Here is a 20,820-nt window from a genome sequence, read left to right as displayed (position 1 = left end):
TCTCCCTTCCCGGGCGTGCGAACGCGGGTGTCGGGGTGGGTGTCGGGGCGGATGTCAGGGGGCGAGGATCACCGAGCGGGTGAGGTGCCGGGGCCGGTCCGGGTCGAGGCCCCGGGCGGCGGCGACGGCCACGGCGAGCCGCTGGGCGCGGACCAGTTCGGCGAGCGGGTCGAGGTCTCCGGGCACCCACAGCGCGCCGGTGTCCCGGACCTGGCCGGCCAGGCCCTCGGGTGCCTCGCCGAGCATCCAGGTCGCCGTGCCGGCCGTGCTGATGCTGATGGGACCGTGTCGGTACTCCATCGCCGGGTATGCCTCGGTCCAGGACAGGGAGGCCTCACGCATCTTCAGACCGGCCTCGTTGGCCAGTCCGACGGTCCAGCCCCGGCCGAGGAAGGTGAACTGGGTGCACTCGACGAGCCCTTCGGGCAGCTCGGCCGCGAGGGCGGTCCGGGCGTCGCCGACGACCGCGTCGGTGTGCAGCCCCAGATGGGCGCGGAGCAGGGTGAGGGCGGTGGTCGCGAACCGGGTCTGCACGACCGAGCGTTCGTCCGCGAAGTCGAGCACCACCACGTCGTCGGCGGTGGCCATGACGGGCGTGTCCGGATCGGCGGTGAGCGCGACGGTACGGGTGCGGCCCCGGAGCGCGGCGAGCAGCTCCAGGACTTCGGTGGTGGTGCCGGAGCGGGTCAGGGCCACGACGCGGTCGTACGCGCGCCCCCGCGGGAACTCGGAGGCGGCGAAGGCGTCCGTCTCGCCCAGTCCCGCCTCCTCGCGCAGTGCCGCGACCGACTGCGCCATGAAGTACGAGGTGCCGCAGCCGACGACGGCCACCCGCTCCCCCGCCGCGGGGAGCGCCGCCGTGTGCCGGGCCGCCTGTTCGGCGGCGCGTGTCCAGCACTCGGGCTGGCTGTTGAGCTCGTCCTCGACGTACGTCATGCCGCACACTCCCCGGTTCCTGGCGCCTCGATCAGCAGGCTGATTGTTCCTGCAAGATATAGCGGCCTTTCAAGCACAATCAAGCAATTCGAGCAAAGAGTGCGGTGCGCTAGGGTCGCGGGAGATCGAGGAACGGAGGCGCGGATGTCGCGCGACGCCCGCTGGAAGGCGCTGCTGGAGCTGCTCGTCGAGCGCGGCCGGCTGGACGTCGAGGAGGCGGCGACCGAACTGGAGGTCTCGGCCGCGACCATCCGCCGCGACTTCGACCGGTTGGCCGAGCAGCAGATGCTGGTGCGCACGCGCGGGGGCGCGGTGGTGCACGGGGTGTCGTACGAACTGCCGTTGCGCTACAAGACCGCCCGGCGGGTCTCGGAGAAGCAGCGCGTCGCGCAGGCGGTCGCCGCCCTGGTGGCACCCGGCGAGGCCGTGGGGCTCACCGGGGGCACGACCACCACCGAGGTGGCGCGTGCCCTCGCCGTGCGCGCCGATCTGGCCTCCGGTACGCCCGCGTTGACCGTGGTCACCAACGCGCTCAACATCGCCAACGAGTTGGCCGTCCGGCCCCAGTTCAAGATCGTGGTGACCGGCGGGGTGGCCCGGGCGCAGTCGTACGAGTTGATCGGGCCGCTCGCGGACGGGGTGCTGGGGCAGATCACGGTGGACGTGGCGGTCCTGGGCGTGGTCGCCTTCGACGTGGCGCACGGTGCCGCCGCCCATGACGAGGCGGAGGCCGCGATCAACCGGCTGCTGTGCGAGCGCGCCGAGCGCGTGGTGGTGGCCGCCGATTCCAGCAAGCTGGGCCGGCGGGCCTTCGCCCGGATCTGCGCGGCCGAGTCGGTGGACACCCTGGTCACGGACGGCGCGGCCGACCCGGACCTGGTGCGGGGCTTCGAGGAGGCGGGGGTCCGGGTCGTACTGGCCTAGCGGCGCACGGGCGTGACCTCTGGGGCCCGCGATCGCACCGGCCCGGGGGCGGGCGTCAGTGCCCGTGCCCCTCGGAGTGCTCCGTCTCAGCGGTCGGGTCGGAGGGCTGGGTGCCCGGCGCCGTGCCGGCCCGCACGGTGAAGGCCGCGGTGTGGACCGTGCCCTGGTGCCGGAAGTCCAGGAAGAGGCGGTAGGTGCCGGAGCTGGGCGCGGTGGCCGTGAAGGAGACCTCCGGGCCGGACTTCGTGGCGCCGTCGCCGGGTTCGCCGTTCGGGTGGACGTGGAGGTAGGCGAGGTCGCCGGAGCGCAGGGCGACCAGGTGGCCGTAGGCGCCGAGGTACGGCTGCAGGTCGGTGACGGGCCCGCCGCCGCGGGAGACCCTCAGCTTCAGTTCGCTCGCCCTGCCGGGGCGCAGTGTGCCGTCGAGCCTGACCTGGTAGTCGCCGGTCCGGACCGTGCTCTTCGGGGCCGGCAGGGGCGCGGGGTCGAACGGGCCGGATGCGGCGAGGTCGGCGCCGAGGGTGAGGTTTCCGGCACCCTTCCGCGCGGGGGTGAAGTCGGCGAAGACGCGGTAGCCGCCCGCGCGGGGCAGGTCGACGGGGGTGCTCCAGGTGCCGTCGGCGGCCCGGGTGGGGTGCAGGTGGCGGTAGGTGGTCAGGTCGCGTGAGGCGAGGACGAGGTGGAGTTCCTTGTCGTGCTCGCGCTGGTACGCGGTGACGGCCCTGTCGTTGCCGTCCCGGACGGTGAAGCGCAGTTCGGTCCGCTGACCGGCGGTGACCCGCGCGGTGGAGAGGTCGAGGGTGTAGCCGTTCTCCGAGATCTGGAGTCCGCCGGGCGGGGCGCTCTCCGGCTCCTCGTGACCGCCGCCCTCCTTCCGTTCCTGCTGTTCCGCCGAGGGCCGGCTGTGTGACTCGTGGGGCGCGGGCGCCTTGTCGGCGACGACCGGGTCCACTCCCCTGCCTACGCCGTAGGCGGTGCCGAAGGTGGCGGCCAGCGCGGCGGCGAACGCGGTGATCCTCAGTCCGGTGTGCATGGCGGTCGGTCCCCTCTGATGCCGGGCCTGGCGCTCGTACGAGGCCCCTTCATACACTTCACCATACCCCGGGGGGGTAGGCAGTCAAGTGCTGGGAAGGCTTGCTCTCGGTACCCCCTAGGGGTATACATGGTGGACGCGCCGGGATACCCCCGGCCCGTACCCGTACCCCCTCACGGAGGAAGCCATGACCTCGACCGCCACCACCCCGGCCACCCCGGCCGTCAGCGTCGCCTACGCCGTCGCCGGCATGAGCTGCGGACACTGCGAGGCGACGCTCACCCGGGTGATCGGCGAGCTGGACGGCGTCACCGACGTCGAGGTCCGGCTCGCCACCGGCCGCGTCACCGTGACCGGCACGGCCGAGCCGGACGACGCCGCGATCGCCGAGGTCGTCGAGGGCGCCGGTTACGAACTGACCGGTCGCGTCTGACCGGCCCGCCCTCCCCCACCGCCGCACCGCCGGGACCCGCGCACCGGGTCGCGGCCGACGCCCCCGCACCAGGAGCTGCCATGACGACCAGTACGACCAGCGCACCGGCCGAGGTGGAACTCGCCATCGGCGGCATGACCTGCGCCTCGTGCGCGGCCCGGATCGAGAAGAAGCTCAACCGGATGGACGGGGTCACCGCCACCGTCAACTACGCGACGGAGAAGGCCAGGGTCAGCTACGGCGCCGGCGTGTCCGTCCCCGAGCTGATCGCCACGGTCGAGGCGACCGGTTACACGGCCCGCGAGCCGGAGCCGGCGCACACCGCGTCCGAGTCCGGCACGGAGCCCGCAGCGGCCGCCGACGAGCTGCGGCCGCTGCGGGAGCGGCTCGTCACCGCCGTGGTGCTGAGCGTCCCCGTCATCGCGATGGCGATGGTGCCGACGTTGCAGTTCGAGTACTGGCAGTGGCTGTCGCTGACCCTGGCGGCGCCCGTGGTGACCTACGCCGCCTGGCCCTTCCACAAGGCCGCCGTCACCAACGCCCGGCACGGCGCGGCCACCATGGACACCCTGATCTCGGTCGGCACGTCGGCGGCGTTCCTGTGGTCGCTGTGGGCCCTGTTCCTCGGCACCGCCGGCACCCCGGGCATGACCCATCCCTTCGAGCTGACCATCGCGCGCACCGACGGCGCGGGGAACATCTACCTGGAGGCCGCCGCCGGGGTCACCGCCTTCATCCTGGCCGGCCGCTACTTCGAGGCCCGCTCCAAGCGCAGGGCGGGGGCCGCACTGAGGGCGCTGCTGGAGCTGGGCGCCAAGGACGTCACGGTCCTGCGCCACGGCCGCGAGGAGCGGATGCCGGTCGCCGAACTGAAGGTCGGGGACCGCTTCCTGGTCCGTCCCGGCGAGAAGATCGCGACCGACGGAAGGGTCGCCGAGGGCACCTCGGCCATCGACGCGTCCATGCTCACCGGTGAGTCGGTTCCGGTCGAGGTCGGCGTCGGTGACGCGGTCACCGGTGCGACCGTGAACGCGGGCGGCCGGCTGGTGGTCGAGGCGACGCGGGTCGGTGCCGACACCCAGCTGGCGCGGATGGCGAAGCTGGTGGAGGACGCCCAGAACGGCAAGGCCGCTGCCCAGCGGCTCGCCGACCGCGTATCCGGTGTCTTCGTCCCCGTCGTCATCGCCCTCGCGCTGGCCACCCTCGGCTTCTGGATCGGCAACGGCTCCGGGCTCACGGCCGCCTTCACCGCCGCCGTGGCGGTCCTGATCATCGCCTGCCCCTGCGCCCTCGGCCTGGCCACCCCGACCGCGCTGATGGTCGGCACCGGACGCGGTGCCCAGCTCGGCATCCTCATCAAGGGTCCCGAGGTGCTGGAGTCCACCCGCCGGGTCGACACCGTCGTCCTCGACAAGACCGGCACCGTCACCACCGGCCGCATGACCCTGCTCGCCGTGCACACCGCGGGCGACGCGCGGGAGGACGACGTGCTGCGCCTGGCCGGCGCGCTGGAGCACGCCTCCGAGCACCCGGTCGCCCGGGCCGTCGCCGACGCGGCACGCGAGCGGGTGGGTGCGCTGCCCGCCCCCGAGGATTTCGCCAACGCCCCGGGGCTCGGCGTGCAGGGCGTGGTCGACGGCCACGCCGTCCTCGTGGGGCGCGAACAGTTGCTCGCGGAGTGGGCCATGGAGCTTCCGGCAGGCCTCGCACGGGCCAAGGCCGAGGCGGAGAACGCCGGCCGGACCGCGATCGCGGTCGCCTGGGACGGCGAGGCACGGGCGGTGCTGGAGGTCGCCGACGCGGTGAAGGAGACCAGTGCCGAGGCGATCGCCGGGCTGCGTGCCCTCGGTCTGACGCCGGTACTGCTGACCGGCGACAACCGTGCCGTGGCGCACTCCGTCGCCCGCGAGGTCGGCATCGACGCCGAGCACGTGATCGCCGAGGTCATGCCGCAGGACAAGGTCGACGTCGTCAAGCGGCTTCAGGGCGAGGGCCGTTCGGTGGCGATGGTCGGCGACGGGGTCAACGACGCCGCCGCGCTCGCCCGGGCCGACCTCGGACTGGCCATGGGCACCGGCACCGACGCCGCCATCGAGGCCGGTGACCTCACCCTCGTCCGGGGCGACCTGCGGGCCGCCGCCGACGCCATCCGGCTGGCCCGCAGGACCCTCGGCACCATCAGGTCCAACCTGTTCTGGGCCTTCGCCTACAACATCGCCGCCCTGCCGCTCGCCGCGGCCGGCCTCCTCAACCCCATGATCGCCGGGGCCGCGATGGCGTTCTCCTCGGTCTTCGTCGTGGGCAACAGCCTGCGCCTGCGGAGCTTCAAGGCGGCGAACTGACCCGTCTCGCCCCCGGTCCGGGCGAGCGGGGTGTCCGTATCGAGCAGCTCCGAGCAGACCGGAGCGGGCCGGCCCTCACCGGTCGGCCGGCCGCTCACGCCGGCCGTCCCCCGGACGGCCCCCGCCGGCGCGCCCCGCGCCCGCGGACCGGCCAGGCTGGTGCGCCGACGGACCCGCCGCCCCGTCGGGCGTGCCGCAGACCCCCTCGACCCGCGGAGCAGGAGCCATGAGCGAACCGACCGCCGCCGACGGTGACACGAGCGGTGCGTCCGGGCCCGCCCCCGGGCCGCATCGCTCCCGTAGGTGGGGTCCCGCCGCCGTGCTCGGTGAACTGCGGGCCGTGGACGGCGCGCTGTACGCGGCGGTGGCCGCCACCTCGACGCCCACGCTCGACCGTTGGCTGCGCCGGCTGTCCCGCGCCGCCGACCGTTCCAAGGTGTCGCTCGGGATCGCGGGCGCGCTCGCCCTGGGCGGGGCGCGGCAGCGCCGGGCCGCCCTGGTCGGGCTGGGCGCCCTGAGCGTGGCGTCGGCCTGCGCGAACCTGCTGGGCAAACGGCTGGTACGCAGGGCACGGCCGGACCGGGAGGCGGCGCGGGTGACGGTCGACCGGCATGTGCCCATGCCCTCTTCGGCGTCGTTCCCGTCCGGGCACACGGCCTCGGCGGTCGCGTTCGCCACCTCGGTCGGCGTGGTCGTGCCCGAGGCCGCCGTCCCCCTCGGAGTGCTGGCGGGCGCCGTCGGCTACGCCCGGGTCCACACCGGTGTGCACTATCCCGCGGACGTGGCCGCGGGCGCCGTCCTGGGCGTCGCGAGCGCGGCAGCCGTGCTCGCGGTGGCGGCCGCCGCCGATATGCCGGGCCTGCGGCCGCTCCGTTCGGCGGCGCCGGCCCGGCCCTCACCCGGACTCCGTGTGACGGGGCGTGTGACGGATCGCGTGACGGGACGTGCGACGGGTCGTATGACGATCCGTCAGCCGAATGCCTTCACGGCCTGGTAGTACGTCCATGCCGTGCTGTTGCAGGCGGTCTTGGTGGCACCGCCGTACCCGGCGCAGACACGCTTGAGATCCTCGTGGAAGGCGTTGTCGAGACGGGACTTGTTGGCGCTGAAGGTGCCCGCGGCCTTGTAGTTGCGGTACCCGAAGTCGTGCCGCGCACAGGAGGTGCTGAAGGGGAAGCCGAACGGGTTGTCCGGCGAGGAGGAGCAGTAGTCGGTCGTCCAGTCGAACCCGTAGGCGGCCCAGGCGGACTGGTTGGCCCGCGCGGCGGTCCAGGTGTTGTAGCTCGACGCGCTGGTCTGGGTCCAGCTCGCGAGGACCTGCGATTTGTCGGCGGGAGCGGCTTCGGCGGTCGCGGCGGTGGCGAAGACGGTGGTCACGGCCATGGCCGAGGCGGCGAGTCCGGTGGCGAGTCTGCGGTGCATCCCACACCTCCATGAGGCTGCGACCCGCCACTCGGGCCGCAGGTTCATGCCAAGATGATGCGCACTTCACCCACCCCTTCACACCTCCGCCGCCCTAATGAACCGTTAACTCTGAGGCCCCGCGAGGGATGGGGACGTGAACGTCCACCGACGGGCGACCGCGCCGGGCGCGGACAGCGGGCGAACCCGGGCGTCCGCTCACCACGGCAGTCCCTCCAGATGCGCCCCGACCCGGTCCCGGTCCCAGGCGCCGTCGGCGACCACGATGCGGTACCGGTAGGAGAAGGACCCGCCGGCCGGCAGCTCGAACTCCTCGAAGAAGGCCCAGGAGACCGCCACGGACGGGATCGGCTCGGCGCGCACGAACCAGTGCGAGGGGTGGATCGCCCGCTTCTCGTCGAGGTTCTCGGGCGCGTGCGCGAAGACGACGGTGGAGTGCGCGTCGACCTCGTCGTGCTCGGCGGTGAAGGCGAGCCACGCGCTCCGGGTCCCCATCAGCTCGGCGGCGCCCGCCTTCCCGTCGGAGGCGAAGGCGGTGCCGCCGGTGAAGTCGCGGGGACCGCGCCACTGGAGTCCGGTGTAGCCGGCCAGCTCGCGGCCCGCGGTGGTCGGGGAACCGAACACCAGCGGTTCGGTACGGATGTTGGTGAGGCGCAGCGACCAGTCGAGGACCCAGGCACCCGCCTCCGTGTCGACCGAGTGGAGGGTCAGGCCCCGCTCCTCGCGGGCCCATTCGGCGCCGCCGTTCTCGATCCAGGTCAGGTGCTCGGTGAGGGCGAACCGGTCGTCCTCGACGACTGGCCCCGGGAAGCCGTCGTGGCGCATCGAACCGATCCGCTCGGGCAGCGGCCGGTAACCCTCGCCGTGGACGTAGGAGTTGCCGCCCCAGAAGTTCTGCCCGGAGAGGTGGCTGGCCGTCATCTGCAGTCCTTTGTGCCAGCGGTGGTCGCTGGGGCGGTATCCGGTCACCGTCCGTCCGGCGAGGGTGCGCACCGGGTGGGCGTAGGGCTTGCGGGACTCGAAGGCCTCCGGGTCGGGGCGGTAGACGTAGCGGAGGATCTCGGTGCCGTTCTCCGCGGCGACCGCGACGTGGTCGCCGTGGACGTGGGTGACGCTCAGGGTGCTCATGCGCGCTCCTCGGGGGCCCAGCCGGGGTGACCGCCGTGCATGGCCGTATGGAAGGGGTCACCGGGGGTGATCTCACCCGCGAGCACCGGACGCCCGGTGAACGCCGCCTTGTAGAGGGACGCGGCGAACTCCAGCGTGGCGCGGGCGTCGGAGCCGCTGCCGGGCGGCCTCGCTCCCGCGTCCCGGGCGTCGAGCACGGCACCGAGCTGCCCGGTGTGCGAACTGGGCACGTCCGTCGGCGGGGTGCGCCAGGCGGCGGTGCGTTCGGGGTCGACGTGCCGGGCGGGGGTGTAGGTCCAGTCGTCGTTGCGGTGGCCGTACAGGTGGGTCAGCTCGACCGTCGCGTCGGCGCAGTCGATGCGGACACGACTCACCTCGTCGGGCGAGAGCACGCTGTTGACGACGGTCGCCAGGGCGCCGTTCACGAAGCGCACCAACGCCGTGGACACGTCCTCGCTCTCGGTGTCGTGGACCAGGCGCGCGGCCATCGCCCGCACCTCCGCCCAGGGGCCGAGCAGGTGCAGCAGCAGGTCGTACTGGTGGATGCCGTGGCCCATGGTCGGACCTCCGCCCTCACCGGCCCAGCGGCCACGCCACGGTGCGGCGTAGTAGGCGGCGTCGCGGTGCCAGGTCGTCTGGCAGTGCGCGACCAGCGGCGCGCCCAGCTCACCACGCGTGATCAGGTCACGGGCGTGCGCCGCCCCGGAGCCGTACCGGTGCTGGAAGACCACGGAGGCGTACGCCCCGGACGCCTCCTCGGCCGCCGCGATGTCGTCGTACTCGGCGAGCGAGAGGCACAGCGGCTTCTCGCACAGCACCCAGGCGCCCGCCTTCAGCGCGGCCACCGTCTGCTCCCGGTGCAGGGACGGCGGTGTGCCGACCAGGACGAGGTCGGGGCGTACGGCGTCCAGCATGGCGCCCATCGAGGTGTACCCGGCGACGTCCCCGCCGGCCTGGGCCCGGAAGGCGTCGAGCCGGGCCCCGTCCACGTCCACGGCGGCCACCAGTTCCACGCGGTCGGCGTGGGCGCGGAGAGCGGGCAGGTGGCCGCCGGTGACGACGGCACCGGTGCCGACCACGGCGACACGGTGGCGGGCGGGACGTGGGGGCATGCGGTCCTCCTCGGACAGCGGACATCAGACACCGGACAGCGGACACCGGACACGGACACGGACACCGGCGCACGACAGGCTGCGCTCCCGGCCAGAAAGCGCTTTCTCACCGCCCGACCCTAGGCGGAGGGTGAGCGGCTGGACAACCCCCGGCAGGCATGGCCCGGCGTTGCCGAACTCCTGGCCGACGCGCCCCGTCACGCTCCGTGCACCCCCGGGCGAGGGCGCTCTTGATGCCCTTTCACCGCGGCTGTGGAAACGTCCGGGGCATGCCCCACATGTCCCACGGCGCCCACGCCCAGCCTCCGACGCGCGGGCAGCGGTGGTCCACCTTCCGGCGGTCCCCGTTCTGGCCGGCCACCGTGCTGGTGCTCATCCTCGCCGCCGCGGCGGGCCTCTTCGCGGGTTCGTACACGTACTCGATGGCGGATCCGACGCCGCGCTCGATCCCCACGGCCGTGGTCGGCTCCTACGAGGAGGCCCGGGGGCGGGCGTTCCTGGACGGTCTGGAGAAGGCGCTCAACGCCTCGGTCAAGGTGCACGCCTACGACAGCACGGCCGAGGCCCGGGAGGCGATCCAGGACCAGGAGGTCTTCGGGCTCTTCGAGTTCCGCGGCGACGGACGGACCGCGGTGCTGGACCTGTCCAGCGCCTCGGGTGCCTCGGTCGCCGAGGTGCTCGCCGAGACCGCGCCGGCCGTGGGGCGGCAGACGGGTGTGCGGGTCACCGTCCGGGAGGTCAACCCCTTGCAGGAGGGCGACCCCCGCGGACTGGCGATCTTCTACATCTCCCTGGCCGCCGTGATCATCGGCTTCGTCGGGGCCATCCAGCTCAGCGTGCACGCGCGCTCGCTGACCCCGTTCGAACGCATCCTCTTCACGGCGGCCTACGCGCTGCTCGGCGGGTTCGCCATCGCCGCGACGGTGGACTGGCTGCTGGACGCGCTCGACCTGCCGTTCGCCGAGTCGTGGCTGATCCTCGCGCTCACCCTGTTCGCCTCCGGCATGGTCTTCACCATGTTCAACACCCTCTTCGGGCGCTGGGCGATGCTGCCGACCTGGGGCCTGATGGTGCTGCTCGGCAACCCGTCGTCCGGCGGCGCGGTGTCCTGGCCGCTGCTGCCGTCCCCGCTGGGGACGATCGGCCAGTGGCTGCCGCCCGGGGCCTCGGTCAACGCGCAGCACACGGCGGTGTACTTCCAGGGCCACCAGCACGCCTTCCCCTTCCTGGTGCTGGGCGGATGGGCGTTGCTGTCCTGCGCGGTCTTCTGGACCTGGCGGCACCGCCATCCCGGCGGCAGGGACAAGGAGTCGCCGGAGCCGACGCAGGAAGCCACCGGGTCCTGAGGGCCGTCGGGGTGGGGGCTCCGCATGCTCGGGGACCGCGCCGGGGTCCGTTCCACGGTCCGGGGAGGTGGCGGCCGGCCCTTTCGCGGTGCCGCGCCGACGACGTCCCGCCCGCCCCTGTCGCCGACCCGACGGCGGCTGCGATCATGTGCCCGGAGTCGCGGATACGGTCCGGGCCGCGGCCCAGCCGCACGACGTTCCCGCCGCCCCGGCCGAAGGACCGCACCGCCCGCCCCTCCTGCCCCACCCGCCCGGCCCCCGTGTCCCTGGAGTTGAGCCATGGCCCTCGACGTCGCCGCGATCCGCGCGCACGTGCCCGCCCTGAAGTCCGGTACCGCGCGGTTCGACGCGCCGGGCGGCACGCAGACGCCGCAACCGGTGATCGACGCGATCGCCGCGGCGCTCACCCTCCCGCTCGCCAACCGGGGCCGGAACACCGAGGGCGAACGCAACGCGGACCGGATCGTCACCGAGGCCCGCTCCGCCCTCGCCGACCTCCTGGGCACCACGCCGGGGACGGTGGTCTTCGGGCGCAGCGCCACGCAGCTCGTCTACGACCTGTCCCGGACGCTGGCCAAGGACTGGGCGCCGGGCGACGAGGTGGTGGTCACCCGGCTCGACCACGACTCCAACATCCGGCCCTGGGTGCAGGCGGCGGAGGCGGCCGGGGCGACCGTGCGGTGGGCCGACTTCGACCCGGCCACGGGCGAGCTGCGGCCCGAGCACGTCGAGGCGGTGCTCGGTCCGCGCACCAGGCTGGTCGCGGTCACCGCCGCGTCCAACCTGATCGGGACCATGCCCGACCTGCCGGCCCTCTCCTCCCTCGCGCACGCGGCCGGGGCGCTCTTCCACGTCGACGCGGTGCACTACGCCTCGCACGCCGTGGTGGACCTGGCGGCGACCGGCGCGGACACCCTGGTCTGCTCGCCGTACAAGTTCCTCGGGCCGCACCTGGGCGTGCTCACCGGCCGGGCGGAGCTGCTGGAGTCGCTGCGCCCGGACAAGCTGCTGCCGTCCGCCGACACCGTGCCCGAACGGTTCGAGCTGGGCACGCTGCCCTACGAGTCGCTGGCCGGGGCGCGGGCCGCGGTGGACTTCCTCGCGGAACTCGACCCGCGGGCCCGGGGCTCCCGCCGGGACCGCCTGGTGGCCTCCTTCGCGGCGCTGGAGTCCCACGAGGACGCGCTGCGCGAACGGATCGAGCGAGGACTCGCGGACCTCGGCGGGATCACCGTGTTCTCGCGCGCGGCCCGGCGCACGCCGACCCTGCTGTTCACCGTGGCGGGGCTGCGCCCGGCCGAGGTGTACCGGCAGCTCGCCGAGGCGGGGGTCGACGCGCCCGCCGGTTCCTTCTACGCGGTGGAGACGGCACGCCGGCTGGGTCTCGGTGACGCGGGCGGCGTACGGGTCGGGCTCGCGCCGTACAGCAGCGCGGAGGACGTGGACCGGCTCCTGACGGCGCTGGGCGCCCTGCGGCGCTGAGGTGCGCGTGCGGTGGAGCGGCACGCCGTCCGCATGCCGCTCCACCGCCCCGCCTCACACCAGCGGCACCGCGACCTCCACGCTGCCCCGCTCGCTCGCCCCGCCCGCGACCCGCACGGTGAAGGGCCGGTCGGTGCCGTGCGCGGTGACCCGCAGGGCGTCGCCGTCCCGCCGGACCCGGAAGGTCGCGGCCGGCGTGCCCAGCAGGTCGGGCACGGTGACCTCGGCGGCGTAGCCGGGTGAGGCCGGCGGGTGGACCAGCAGCGTCGGCTCGTCCAGCCAGTCCCCGTCGGGGCGCCGGTCGTCGGAGGCCAGGGGCAGGACGGCGCCCTCGCGGACGTACAGCGGCAGGCTGTCGTAGCCGTGGCGCTCGGTGCGCCAGGCCGGGCCGGTGACGCGCTCGCCGGACAGCAGGTGCGTCCAGGTGCCTTCGGGCAGGTAGACCTCGACCTCGCCGTCCTCGGTGAAGACCGGGGCGACCAGGAGGTCGGGGCCGAGCATGTACTGGCGGTCCAGCGTCCGGCAGCCCGGGTCGTGCGGGTACTCCAGGACCATCGGCCGCATCATCGGCACGCCGGTGCGGTGGGCCTCGGCGGCGACGCCGTAGAGGTAGGGCATCAGGCGGTGCTTGAGGAGGGTGAAGCGGCGGGCGACGTCGACCGCCTCCTCGCCGAACTCCCACGGCACCCGGTACGACGAGGAGCCGTGCAGCCGGCTGTGCGAGGAGAGCAGCCCGAAGGCGAGCCAGCGCTTGAAGACGGCCGGGTCGGGCGTGCCCTCGAAGCCGCCGATGTCGTGGCTCCAGAAGCCGAAGCCGCTGAGCGACAGGGACAGGCCGCCCCGGAGCGACTCGGACATCGCCTCGAACGACGACCAGCAGTCGCCGCCCCAGTGGACCGGGTACTGCTGGCCGCCCGCGGTCGCGGAGCGGGCGAAGAGGACGGCCTCGCCCTGTCCGCGCTCCTTCTCCAGGAGTTCGAAGACGGTGCGGTTGAAGAGGTGGGTGTAGTAGTTGTGCATCCGCTCGGGGTCGGAGCCGTCGTGCCAGACGACGTCGGTCGGGATCCGCTCGCCGAAGTCGGTCTTGAAACAGTCCACGCCCTGGTCGAGCAGCGGCTTGAGCTTCCCGGCGAACCAGTCGCGGGCCGCGGGGCTGGTGAAGTCGACCAGGCCCATCCCGGCCTGCCACAGGTCCCACTGCCAGACGTCGCCGTCGGGCCGGCGCACCAGGTGTCCCAGGGCGGCGGCCTCGTCGAAGAGGGGGGACTTCTGGGCGATGTAGGGGTTGATCCAGACGCTGACCTTCAGGCCCTTGGCCTTGAGCCGGGCGAGCATGCCGTCCGGGTCGGGGAAGACGTCCGGGTCCCACCGGAAGTCGCACCACTGGTACTCGCGCATCCAGAAGCAGTCGAAGTGGAAGACGGTCAGCGGGATGCCCCGCTCGGCCATGCCGTCGACGAACTTCGTCACCGTCTCCTCGTCGTAGGAGGTGGTGAAGGACGTGGTGAGCCAGAGGCCGAAGGACCAGGCGGGCGGCAGGGCGGGACGGCCGGTGAGGGCGGTGTAGCGGGCGAGGACGTCCTTCGGCGTGGGGCCGGCGACGACGTAGTACTCCAGCGTCTGGTCCTCGACGCTGAACTGCACCTGGCCGACGGACTCGGAACCGATCTCGAAGGAGACGGCACCGGGGTGGTTGACGAAGACGCCGTAGCCCCGGGAGGAGAGGTAGAACGGGATGTTCTTGTACGCCTGCTCGCTGCTGGTGCCGCCGTCGGCCTGCCACATGTCGACGACCTGGCCGTTCTTCACGAACGGGGTGAAGCGCTCGCCGAGGCCGTAGACCTGCTCGCCTACGCCGAGGGCGAGCCGGCTCAGCATGTGGTGGGCACCGTCGCCGGTGGTGGCGAACGCGGTGCCCTTGGCGTTCGCACGGGTCAGTTCGCGGCCGTCCGCGTCGTGGAAGACGAGGCCGAAGGGGCCCTCGCGGTCCAGGCGGAGGGTGAGCGGGCCGCTGGTCAGCTCGGTGACCGTGCCGTCCTCGCGTACCGTACCGGCACCGTCCGCCGCGCCCGCGAGGGCGAAGTCGGGGCCCGGACGGCGTTTGCCGGCGTGGTGGGTGACGCGGACGCCGATGACGCCCTCGGCGGGAGAGAAACACTCGACCGTGAGGAGCGGCGCGTTGAGCGTGTCCCCCCTCCGCGTCACCTTCTTCACGGCGGCATGGGCGGTGAAGCGCTTCGATTCGGGGCGCACATCGCGTACCTCGGTCGCGTACGAGAGATGCACGCCCTCACGGATGAGCCAGAAGCCGTCGGTGAACTTCATGATCTTCCTCGGGTGGGGCGGAGCTGTCGGATGGGGAGCACGGGGACCGTCTCACAGCATTTTGATCGTACACAAAACAAAACCGCCAGCCGAGCCCTTCGCACCGATCACACCGTGCTGAACAGGCAGGATCACCGACAAGAACAGGTCCCTCACCCCACGGAGCAGAGAGACCGGGGCCACTTTCCTCTAGCGCGACAGCAGGTCCTTGACGTATTAGTCATCCCATCAAACAAAACGGTCCGGCAAGGAAGCCGGACGGTACGACAGCAAGGGCCGCACCATGTCGAAGCGCTTCACTTCGCTCGCCTTGACAGCACACCCTCCTGCCGCCAGGCACCGCGGGCGAGGACCCTCACGCCGCGTCGTCGCCCCGTTCGCCGCCGTCTCCGTGCTGGTCGCCGGGGTGGCGCTCACCGGCTGCGGACAGCAGCGCGACGCCGATGTGTACACCGTGCTGAACTCCTCGACCGACGAGTCCTACCACCGCTGGGACGCGGAGGCGATGGCCCGGTGCGGGGAGCGGCTGGGCATCACCATCGAGCAGCAGAGCGTGCCGGCCGCGCAGGTGATGACCAAGGCACTGCGGATGGCGTCGTCCAAGTCGCTCCCCGACGTCGTGCAGTTCGACGCGTCCGAGATGCCGACCTTCGCCGACGCGGGCGGGCTGGTCGACCTGAGGTCCGTGGGACTGAGCACCGACGACATCCCCGAGGGCATCGTCGACTTCGGCTCGTACGAGGGCACGTACTACGGCGCGGCCCGGTCGGTGAACACCCTGGCGCTGTTCTACAACAAGGACGTCCTCGACGAGGCGGGTGTGGAGGTCCCCGCCACGTGGGCCGAGCTGCGCGAGACCGCGAAGCAGCTCACCCGGGGCAAGCAGTACGGCCTGGCGCTGAGCGCGGGCGGCGCGGAGGACGGGGTCTTCCAGTTCACGCCGTTCATGTGGTCCAACGGCGGTGACGAGACCGACCTCGACAGCCCGCAGGTCGTCGAGGCCCTCGACTACTGGAAGGACCTGCTCGAGGACCGTTCGCTGTCGAAGTCGACGGTCAACTGGACGCAGGCGGACGTCAACGACCAGTTCATGGCCGGCAACGCGGCGATGATGATCAACGGGCCGTGGCAGGTGGAGACCCTCAACGCCGAGAAGTCGCTGCACTGGGGCATCGCCCCCATCCCCGTGCCCGAGGCCGGCGAGGACTCGGTGGGCCCGCTGGGCGGCGCCGTGCTCACCGTCCCGAACACCGGTGACGAGGCCCGCGAGAAGACCGCCGGTAAGATCGTCGCCTGTCTGTCCAGCGAGAAGGAGCAGCTGACCTACGCGCTCAACAGCTGGATGGTCCCGGCCAACGCCGAGGCCGCCGAGGTCTGGCGCGAACGGGTGCCGGAACTGGACTCCCTCGCCGACCAGGTCGCCGTCGCACGCTCCCGGACGGCGCAGCTCGGCGCCGGGTGGTCCAGCGTGTCGCTCGCCCTACAGAGCGCCTTCCAGTCCGCCCTGACCGGCCAGTCCAGTGAGACCGCCCTGAAGCGCGCCCAGCAGCGGGCCACGAGCGGGAACTGAGGTAGAAGCGCCCCATGACCACGTCCACCGTCACCGCACAGACGCCCGCGAAGGTGTCCGCGCCGGACCCCGGCCGCGCCGCACGCCGGCGCCGGCTCGCCCAGTGGGGGTTCGTCGCCCCCGCCGTCGCCTTCATGCTGCTGTTCTTCGGCTACCCGCTCGTCCGCAACGTCGTGATGAGCTTCCAGCACTACACGCCGGAGACCTTCTTCACCGGCGAGGCACCCTTCAACGGTGCCGACAACTGGTCCAACGTGTTCCAGGACGCCCTGTTCGGCAAGGCGCTCTGGCACACCCTCGTCTTCACCGCGGGCTCGCTGGTCGGGCAGTTCTGCATCGGGATGGCACTCGCGGTGTTCTTCAGCCGCCGCTTCCCGCTGAACGGCGTGCTGCGCTCGCTGATCCTGCTGCCGTGGCTGGTTCCCATGGTCGTGTCCGGCATCGTCTGGCGGCGCATCCTCGACCAGGACACGGGCGTGCTGAACTCCTTCCTGGACACCCTCGGCATCGGCGGGAGCACGCCCTGGCTGACCAGCCCCGAGATGGCGCTGCTCTCCGTGATCCTGGTCAACATCTGGATCGGCATCCCGTTCAACATGGTGATCCTGTACGGCGGCCTCCAGGAGATCCCGAAGGAGCTGCACGAGGCGGCGGCACTGGACGGCGCCTCGGCATGGCGGACCTTCCGCTCGGTCACCCTGCCGGTGCTCAAGCCCGTCATCACGGTCGTGCTCGTGCTCGGCTTCATGTCGACGGTCAAGATCCTCGACCTGATCCTCGCCCTGACCGACGGCGGCCCGGCCGACGCCACCCAGACGCTGGGCACGCTCACGTACCAGAACTCGTTCGTACAGCTCGACTTCGGCGCCGGCGCCGTCGTCGGCAACGTACTCATCCTGATCTCCGCCGTGTTCGCGGTGTTCTACCTGCGGGCCAACCGCACCGAGGGGAAGTGACCTCCATGGCCGCCCACACGCCCACCGCCTCCCGGCGCCGCTGGGGTTCCACCGTCGCCGGCGTTCTCGTCCTCGGCGTGATGCTGTTCCCGCTGTACTGGATGCTCAACACCGCGCTCCAGCCCGAGTCGGGGCTGCTCGAGGTCGACCCGGTGCCGGGCAGCCTGGACCTGTCCGGTTTCTCCAAGGCCCTCAGCGACCAGGGAGGGCACCTGCTGACCTCGCTGGCCGTCTCGCTCGGCGCGGTCGCCATCTGCCTGGCGATCTCGGCGCCGGCGGCGTACGGGCTGGCGCGGTTCGGGCTGCGCGGCTCGCGCACGATCGTGTTCGGCACGCTGATCACCCAGATGGTGCCGGGCATCGTGATCGCCAACGCGCTCTACAGCTCGTACGTCGACCTGGGCCTGGTCAACTCCTACTTCGGCCTGATGCTGGCGGACGCCTCGCTGGGCATCCCGTTCTCCATCGTGCTGATGCGCTCCTTCATGGTGTCGATCCCGGGCGAGGTGATCGAGGCCGCCCAGATCGACGGTGCCGGGCCGGTGCGGACGTTCACCCGGGTCGTGCTGCCGATGAGCCGGAACTCCCTGATCACGTCCGGGCTGTTCGCGTTCCTGTTCTCGTGGAGCGACTTCATGTTCGCGCTCACCCTGAACACGACCGACGAGGTGAAGCCCATCACCCTGGGTATCTACCAGTACATCGGCGCGCACGTCGGTGACTGGGGCTCGGTGATGGCCGCGTCCGTGCTCTCCGCGGTGCCCGCGGCGATCCTGCTCGTCCTCGCCCAGAAGTACATCGCCGCCGGGATCACCGGCGGTTCCGTCAAGTGACCCTCGCACACGCCGTACGTGCCGCACACGCCGTACGTGCCGCACACGCGGTACGTGCCGCACGCGCCGTACACCTCGTTCAACCCGTACACGCCGTACACCCCGTTCACATGGAGATGAGCCGCACAGCATGAGTGAGTACCCCAGCTTCCCGCCCGGCTTCGTGCTCGGCGCCGCGACCGCCTCGTACCAGATCGAGGGCGCGGCGCGGGAGGACGGCCGCGGTCCGTCGATCTGGGACACCTACAGCCACACGCCCGGCCTGGTGGCGAACGGTGACACCGGCGACGTGGCCTGCGACCACTACCACCGCTACCCGCAGGACGTGGCGCTGCTGCGCGACCTGGGCGTGGACTCGTACCGCTTCTCGATCGCCTGGCCGCGCATCGTGCCGGAGGGCTCGGGCGCGGTGAACCGCAAGGGCCTGGACTTCTACTCCCGCCTGGTCGACGAACTGCTCGCGGCGGGCGTCGAACCCGCCGCCACCCTCTACCACTGGGACCTGCCGCAGGCCCTGGAGGACCGGGGCGGCTGGCGGGTGCGGGAGACGGCGGAGCGGTTCGCCGAGTACACCGCCGTGGTCGCGGAGCACCTGGGTGACCGGGTGCCGCGCTGGATCACCCTCAACGAGCCGTGGTGCAGTTCCTTCCTCGGCTACTCCATCGGCCGGCACGCCCCCGGCGCCAAGGAGGGCCGCGGAGCGCTGGCCGCCGCGCACCACCTGCTGGTCGGGCACGGTCTGGCCGTGCGGGCGCTGCGCGCTGCCGGGGTGCGCGAGGTCGGCATCACGCTCAACCTGGACCGCAACCTGCCGGCCACCGACTCCCCCGCCGACCTGGCGGCCGTGGTCCGCGCCGACACCCAGCACAACCTGGTGTGGACCGAGCCGATCCTGGCGGGCCGCTACCCGGCCACCGAGGAGGAGACCTGGGGCGAGCTGATCACCGGCGCGGACTTCCGGCTCGACGGCGACCTGGAGCTGATCTCCCGGCCGCTGGACTTCCTCGGCGTCAACTACTACCGCCCGATCGTGGTCGCCGGCGCCCCGCACCGCGAGAGCGACCCGGCACGGCGGGTGGCGACCGACAACCGCTACGAGGAGGTACGGCTGCCCGGCGTCCGGGAGACGGCGATGGGCTGGCCGGTCGTCCCGGACAGTTTCACCGAACTGCTGGTGCGCCTGAAGAAGCAGTACGGCGACGCGCTGCCGCCGATCCACATCACGGAGAACGGCTCGGCGGAGGACGACACCCTCTCGGCCGACGGCGCGGTGCACGACGCCGACCGCGTCGCCTACCTGCGCGACCACCTCCGCGCGCTGCGGGCGGCGATGGACGCGGGCGTGGACGTGCGCGGGTACTACGTGTGGTCGCTGCTGGACAACTTCGAGTGGGCGTACGGCTACGACAAGCGCTTCGGCATCGTCCGGGTCGACTACGACACCCAGGAGCGCACGCCGAAGGACAGCTACCACTGGTACCGGGAGATGATCGCCGCCAACCGCGGATGACCTGACGTACCGCGCGGGGGCCGCCGGACGGCTCCCGCGCGGTTCGCCGCGCGTCGCACTCAGGCCCCCTCGTCGGCCCTGCGTCGGCCCCTCGTCGGCCCTGCGTCGGCCCCTCGTCGGCTCGCCTCGCGCTCCGCGTACGTCTCCCCCGGTCAGTCCACCGCGCGCTTCGGCAGGTGCCTCCCACTTCGGTTCGCCGCGCGCAGCGCGTTCGCCTCCCGCGTCAGTCCGCCGCGCGCTCCGCGTACGCCGCCGGATCGGCCAGCACCTCACGCACGATCACGCCGGCCGCGCCCCGGGCCGCGTCGCCCAGGGACGAGGAGGCCCGCAGCCGCTTCCCGTCCTCGGTCCACAGCCCGGACACGACGCGGAGCGCGAGTTCCCGGTCGACGGCGGGCGCCAGCCAGTCCATCAGTTCGCGGTAGACACCGCCGAGCATCACCGCGTCGGGGTCGAAGAGGTTCACCGCGCCGGACACCACGACGCCCAGTCGGCGTCCGGCGCCCTCGATCGCCGCCAGCGCGGCCGGGTCGCCCCGCCGGGCGCGGCGTTCGAGTTCGGCGACGCCCTGCACGCCGGCGTCGGCGTCGAGGCCCGCGGCCCTCAGCAGCGCGGCCTGTCCGGCGTACTGCTCCAGGCAGCCGCGGGCCCCGCACCGGCACAGCGGCCCGTCCGGGTCGACGACCATGTGCCCGATCTCCCCGGCGAACCCGTGCGCACCGCGCAGCAATTCGCCCCGGAGCACCAGCGCACCGCCGACGCCGATCTCACCGGTCAGGTACAGGAAGCTGCGTACACCCTCGGTGCCCGCGCCGAACCACAGTTCGGCCAGGGCGGCGGCATTGGCCTCGTTGTCGGAACTGACCGGCAGCGGGCGGTGGGCGGGGCGCAGCGCGAGCAGCGCGTGGGCGAAGAGGCCCTCCACGGCGACCCGCTGCCAGCCGAGGTTGGGGGCCTGGCGCACGGTGCCACCGGTGACCAGACCGGGCAGCGCCACGTGGGCGCCGACCGGCGCCAGGTCCTGCTCGGCCGCCGAGCCGATGGCGCGCGCCGCCAGCCGCGCCGCGCGGGCCAGTACGTCGGCGGGCTGCGCCCCGCGGTTGTCGAAGTGCTCCACGAGCCGCACACGGTCGGTCCCGGCCAGGTCGACGACGCACACGGCGATGTAGTCGATGTTGACCTCGACCCCGAGACCCGCCGGACCCGACCGGGACACCTTCAGGACGGTGCCGGGCCGGCCCGCCTGGCCGCTGCTGGTCTTGCCCCATTCGGAGACGAAGCCGTACTCCAGCAACTGCTCGACCAGGGACGACACCGCCGCGCGGGTGAGCCCGACATGCGTGGCGACCCCTGCCCGGGTCACCTCCCCCGCGTCGTGCACGGCTCTCAGGACCAGGCTGAGGTTGTGCCGTCTGACCGAGGCCTTGTCGGCCTTCGGGCCCAGGGGGGTGAGGTTGTTCTTCATGGT

At 72.7% G+C, this 20,820-nt stretch carries 17 protein-coding genes; 10 read left to right on the top strand and 7 right to left on the bottom strand.

All coding sequences use genetic code 11. The features are described from left to right. Positions 1–54 precede the first annotated feature (54 nt). Positions 55–936: an SIS domain-containing protein gene (locus AC07FV_RS13540; protein WP_479087045.1), complete on the bottom strand. Its 882-nt coding sequence runs from the start codon at positions 934–936 to the stop codon at positions 55–57. 144 nt (positions 937–1,080) lie between these two features. Here AC07FV_RS13540 and AC07FV_RS13535 point away from each other — a divergent pair, with 144 nt between their 5' ends. Then, positions 1,081–1,860, top strand: a complete 780-nt coding sequence (locus AC07FV_RS13535) for a DeoR/GlpR family DNA-binding transcription regulator (protein ID WP_391969262.1) — start codon at positions 1,081–1,083, stop codon at positions 1,858–1,860. 55 nt (positions 1,861–1,915) lie between these two features. On the opposite strand, the gene AC07FV_RS13530 is transcribed toward AC07FV_RS13535, so the two are convergent. Next, the gene (locus AC07FV_RS13530) at positions 1,916–2,893 is read right to left on the bottom strand and encodes a hypothetical protein (RefSeq protein ID WP_479087043.1); all 978 of its coding nucleotides are present in this window, start codon (positions 2,891–2,893) and stop codon (positions 1,916–1,918) included. A 187-nt stretch (positions 2,894–3,080) separates the two neighbouring features. Between AC07FV_RS13530 and AC07FV_RS13525 the strand changes: the two genes are divergently transcribed. The 3 genes from AC07FV_RS13525 to AC07FV_RS13515 all read left to right on the top strand — a co-directional run bounded on the left by AC07FV_RS13525 (position 3,081) and on the right by AC07FV_RS13515 (position 6,665). After that, complete coding sequence (locus tag AC07FV_RS13525) at positions 3,081–3,326, top strand: heavy-metal-associated domain-containing protein (RefSeq protein ID WP_479087041.1); 246 nt, start codon at positions 3,081–3,083, stop codon at positions 3,324–3,326. 80 nt (positions 3,327–3,406) lie between these two features. After that, positions 3,407–5,668, top strand: a complete 2,262-nt coding sequence (locus AC07FV_RS13520; RefSeq protein ID WP_479087040.1) for a heavy metal translocating P-type ATPase — start codon at positions 3,407–3,409, stop codon at positions 5,666–5,668. A 226-nt stretch (positions 5,669–5,894) separates the two neighbouring features. Next, complete coding sequence (locus AC07FV_RS13515) at positions 5,895–6,665, top strand: phosphatase PAP2 family protein (protein WP_479087039.1); 771 nt, start codon at positions 5,895–5,897, stop codon at positions 6,663–6,665. Here the strand turns inward: AC07FV_RS13515 and AC07FV_RS13510 are convergent. From AC07FV_RS13510 to AC07FV_RS13500, 3 genes are all read right to left on the bottom strand, one after another. Beyond that, the gene (locus AC07FV_RS13510; protein WP_479087037.1) at positions 6,638–7,090 is read right to left on the bottom strand and encodes a phospholipase; all 453 of its coding nucleotides are present in this window, start codon (positions 7,088–7,090) and stop codon (positions 6,638–6,640) included. The genes AC07FV_RS13515 and AC07FV_RS13510 overlap by 28 nt on opposite strands. Positions 7,091–7,288: 198 nt before the next feature. Then, positions 7,289–8,218 carry a DUF6807 domain-containing protein gene (locus AC07FV_RS13505; RefSeq protein WP_479087035.1) on the bottom strand — a complete coding sequence of 310 codons (930 nt, stop codon included), beginning with the start codon at positions 8,216–8,218 and terminating at the stop codon, positions 7,289–7,291. Continuing rightward, positions 8,215–9,330: a Gfo/Idh/MocA family protein gene (locus AC07FV_RS13500; RefSeq protein ID WP_479087034.1), complete on the bottom strand. Its 1,116-nt coding sequence runs from the start codon at positions 9,328–9,330 to the stop codon at positions 8,215–8,217. The genes AC07FV_RS13505 and AC07FV_RS13500 overlap by 4 nt, the downstream gene beginning before the upstream one ends. A gap of 278 nt (positions 9,331–9,608) precedes the next feature. Here AC07FV_RS13500 and AC07FV_RS13495 point away from each other — a divergent pair, with 278 nt between their 5' ends. Then, entirely contained in the window at positions 9,609–10,676 is a 1,068-nt protein-coding gene (locus AC07FV_RS13495; protein WP_479087363.1) for an ABC-2 transporter permease, read from the top strand. Positions 10,677–10,955: 279 nt separating this feature from the next. Next, positions 10,956–12,158 (top strand): cysteine desulfurase-like protein, encoded by a 1,203-nt coding sequence (locus AC07FV_RS13490; RefSeq protein ID WP_479087032.1) that lies wholly within the window; start codon positions 10,956–10,958, stop codon positions 12,156–12,158. Between the two features lie 54 nt (positions 12,159–12,212). Here AC07FV_RS13490 and yicI read toward each other — a convergent pair whose 3' ends face one another. Continuing rightward, positions 12,213–14,483: an alpha-xylosidase gene (yicI, locus tag AC07FV_RS13485; protein ID WP_479087031.1), complete on the bottom strand. Its 2,271-nt coding sequence runs from the start codon at positions 14,481–14,483 to the stop codon at positions 12,213–12,215. Positions 14,484–14,766: 283 nt separating this feature from the next. On the opposite strand from yicI, the gene AC07FV_RS13480 reads away from it, so the two are divergent. From AC07FV_RS13480 to AC07FV_RS13465, 4 genes are all read left to right on the top strand, one after another. Further along, positions 14,767–16,053, top strand: coding sequence for an ABC transporter substrate-binding protein (locus tag AC07FV_RS13480; protein ID WP_479087029.1), 1,287 nt, complete (start codon positions 14,767–14,769; stop codon positions 16,051–16,053). A gap of 14 nt (positions 16,054–16,067) precedes the next feature. Further along, complete coding sequence (locus tag AC07FV_RS13475; protein WP_479087027.1) at positions 16,068–17,009, top strand: carbohydrate ABC transporter permease; 942 nt, start codon at positions 16,068–16,070, stop codon at positions 17,007–17,009. A 5-nt stretch (positions 17,010–17,014) separates the two neighbouring features. Next, on the top strand, positions 17,015–17,842 hold the full coding sequence (locus AC07FV_RS13470) for a carbohydrate ABC transporter permease (RefSeq protein WP_383636726.1): 828 nt from the start codon (positions 17,015–17,017) through the stop codon (positions 17,840–17,842). A gap of 130 nt (positions 17,843–17,972) precedes the next feature. Next, the gene (locus AC07FV_RS13465) at positions 17,973–19,352 is read left to right on the top strand and encodes a GH1 family beta-glucosidase (RefSeq protein ID WP_479087025.1); all 1,380 of its coding nucleotides are present in this window, start codon (positions 17,973–17,975) and stop codon (positions 19,350–19,352) included. Positions 19,353–19,575: 223 nt separating this feature from the next. Here the strand turns inward: AC07FV_RS13465 and AC07FV_RS13460 are convergent, their stop codons facing one another. Next, complete coding sequence (locus tag AC07FV_RS13460) at positions 19,576–20,817, bottom strand: ROK family protein (RefSeq protein WP_467806288.1); 1,242 nt, start codon at positions 20,815–20,817, stop codon at positions 19,576–19,578. Positions 20,818–20,820: the final 3 nt, after the last annotated feature.

Source organism: Streptomyces sp. NPDC045956, from assembly GCF_056430705.1.
The sequence above is the reverse complement of the archived record's forward strand: the minus strand, read 5'-3'. Positions and strand labels throughout refer to the sequence as shown.